Annotated in this window: 4 protein-coding genes; 1 reads left to right on the top strand and 3 read right to left on the bottom strand. The window is 74.0% G+C overall.

What is annotated here, in order from left to right; genetic code table 11:
• Window positions 1-260, top strand: a 260-nt coding sequence (locus tag ACWJ6R_RS35915) for an ATP-binding protein (RefSeq protein WP_449066475.1), incomplete at its 5' end; no start/stop codon positions are given.
• 70 nt (window positions 261-330) lie between these two features.
• Here the strand turns inward: ACWJ6R_RS35915 and ACWJ6R_RS35920 are convergent.
• The 3 genes from ACWJ6R_RS35920 to ACWJ6R_RS35930 all read right to left on the bottom strand — a co-directional run.
• The gene (locus tag ACWJ6R_RS35920; protein WP_449066476.1) at window positions 331-738 is read right to left on the bottom strand and encodes a hypothetical protein; all 408 of its coding nucleotides are present in this window, start codon (window positions 736-738) and stop codon (window positions 331-333) included.
• Window positions 738-1,097, bottom strand: a complete 360-nt coding sequence (locus ACWJ6R_RS35925) for a hypothetical protein (protein WP_449066477.1) — start codon at window positions 1,095-1,097, stop codon at window positions 738-740. The genes ACWJ6R_RS35920 and ACWJ6R_RS35925 overlap by 1 nt, the downstream gene beginning before the upstream one ends.
• A 2-nt stretch (window positions 1,098-1,099) precedes the next feature.
• A partial coding sequence (locus tag ACWJ6R_RS35930) for a hypothetical protein (RefSeq protein ID WP_449066478.1) occupies window positions 1,100-1,702 on the bottom strand: 603 nt, incomplete at its 5' end.

The following is a 1,702-nucleotide window of genomic DNA, read 5'->3' on the forward strand; positions in this document are numbered from 1 at the left end:
CGCTCCACATCGACGTGATCGACGCGGGCTCGGCCGACAGCCTGCCCCGGATCCGTACGGACGTCTGCGTCGAGAGCTGCGGCGGCCGGGGTCTCCGGCTGGTCCGGGAGTTGGCCACCACCTGGGGTTGGTACGGCGTCCCGGCTGGACGCGTGGTCTGGTTCCAGCTCGTCGAGGAGGCCGACCTCCCTCGTTCCAGGCCGGGGCGTTCGGCCGGTGAAGCGCGTCCATGGCCTCGGCCTTCGGATTCCATCTGCTGATTCTGGTCGTGTTCGAAGCGGGCGACCATAGAGGCGCTGAGCCGTTTCGCCCCCGCCGCGAGTGCGGTCGTCACCCGGTGTCCGAAGACGGCCTGACCTGCCGCCAGGCCGCGACGGCCGCGGAGACCTGCCGGAGCACGAGTTCGGTCTCCCGCAGCGCGTCCTTCACGGGGACCGGCCGGTCCTGCCCGCCGCCGAAGGGACGCGAGCCGCTGCCCGGCCACCGGACGGCGCGGTACTCCACCGTGACGAGGACGTCCCCGACCCGGCCGAAGCCTTCGCCGGTGGCGAGGGAGGCGCTGGACCGGGTGTGCCGGACGTGCGCCTCGTCGCCGACCCCGGTGAGCGGGGTGACGGAGGAGGTCCGGTGGCCGCCGGCCGAGGCGGTGGCGCCGGTGCGGGCGATCCGCAGGTGCAGGGCGTAGCCGGCCCGGGCCCGCTCCTCGGCCGTCAGGCCGTACTGCTCCTTGTACCGCATCACCTGGACCCTGACGGTGGCCTGCTCGGTGTGGTCCCGGCGGGGTGGACGGAGTCGTTCCAGGAGCAGTTCCAGACGGCGGACAGCGGGTCGTCGTTCTCCCTGCGGGTCACCGTCGCATGGGGGACGAGCCGGGCGAGCTCGGCGCCGCCGACCATGGCGCAGACGTCGAGATCCCCGTCGGCGGGCCGTACCGGGGGCTGCGACGAGGCGGCGGCCGGGTCCCCGGCGGGGCCTTCCGGGACGCCGGGTCCGGCCGCCAGGTAGGCGAGGACGCCGCCGGTGACGGCGAGCGCGGCCGCTCCCGCCGCGACGGGCGCCGCCCAACGCCGCCGGAGCGCCGGGTCCGGTCCCGGCATCGCTAGCGGACCCCGTTCCGCTGGAAGGACTCGAGGATCGCCTCGGTGACCGGGACGAGGCCCGCGATAACTTCCTTCTGCGGCATGAGGACGGACTTGGGATCGTTGATCGCGGCGCCCTCGGGGCGGTCGGAGCCGCCGTAGGAGACCTCGACCACGGTCGGGCCGGAGAGCACGACCGCGTCGGCCGCCCCGACGTGCGCGCTGGGGGTGCGGTTCTTCCGGTACTGGTGGAACGCCCGCTCACCCCAGCCCTTGGGCTCGGTCACCTTGTACCAGAAGAGCCCCTGGAACCCACTGCCCTCCCATTCCTTCGCCTCGGCCCGCCGGTCGATGTAGTGCTGCTTGGCCGCCCAGGAGTCGGGCTTCCCGACGCGGTCGACGAAGGTGGTGAAGGTGACGAAGACGCTGCGCAGCCGGTGCTTCCCCCCGGCGGGGATCTCCCGGTTGTTCCAGCGGCAGGTGACGGCCGTCCGGTCGCCGCTCTGCGTGCGCTCCGACTTGAGCGCCGCGCCGGGGACCAGCGGCGCCGCGACCGGTGTCACCTCGGCGCAGACCTTCGGGAAGGCGATCTCCACAGGCGGGGGGCGTGGGGGCGGGGGTGG

The organism is Planomonospora algeriensis (assembly GCF_977012225.1).

Bases quoted from the DNA above. Each gene is read 5' to 3' on its own strand.
- ACWJ6R_RS35920 (WP_449066476.1), bottom strand. From the start codon at position 738: ATGCGGTACAAGGAGCAGTACGGCCTGACGGCCGAGGAGCGGGCCCGG.
- ACWJ6R_RS35925 (WP_449066477.1), bottom strand. From the start codon at position 1,097: ATGCCGGGACCGGACCCGGCGCTCCGGCGGCGTTGGGCGGCGCCCGTC.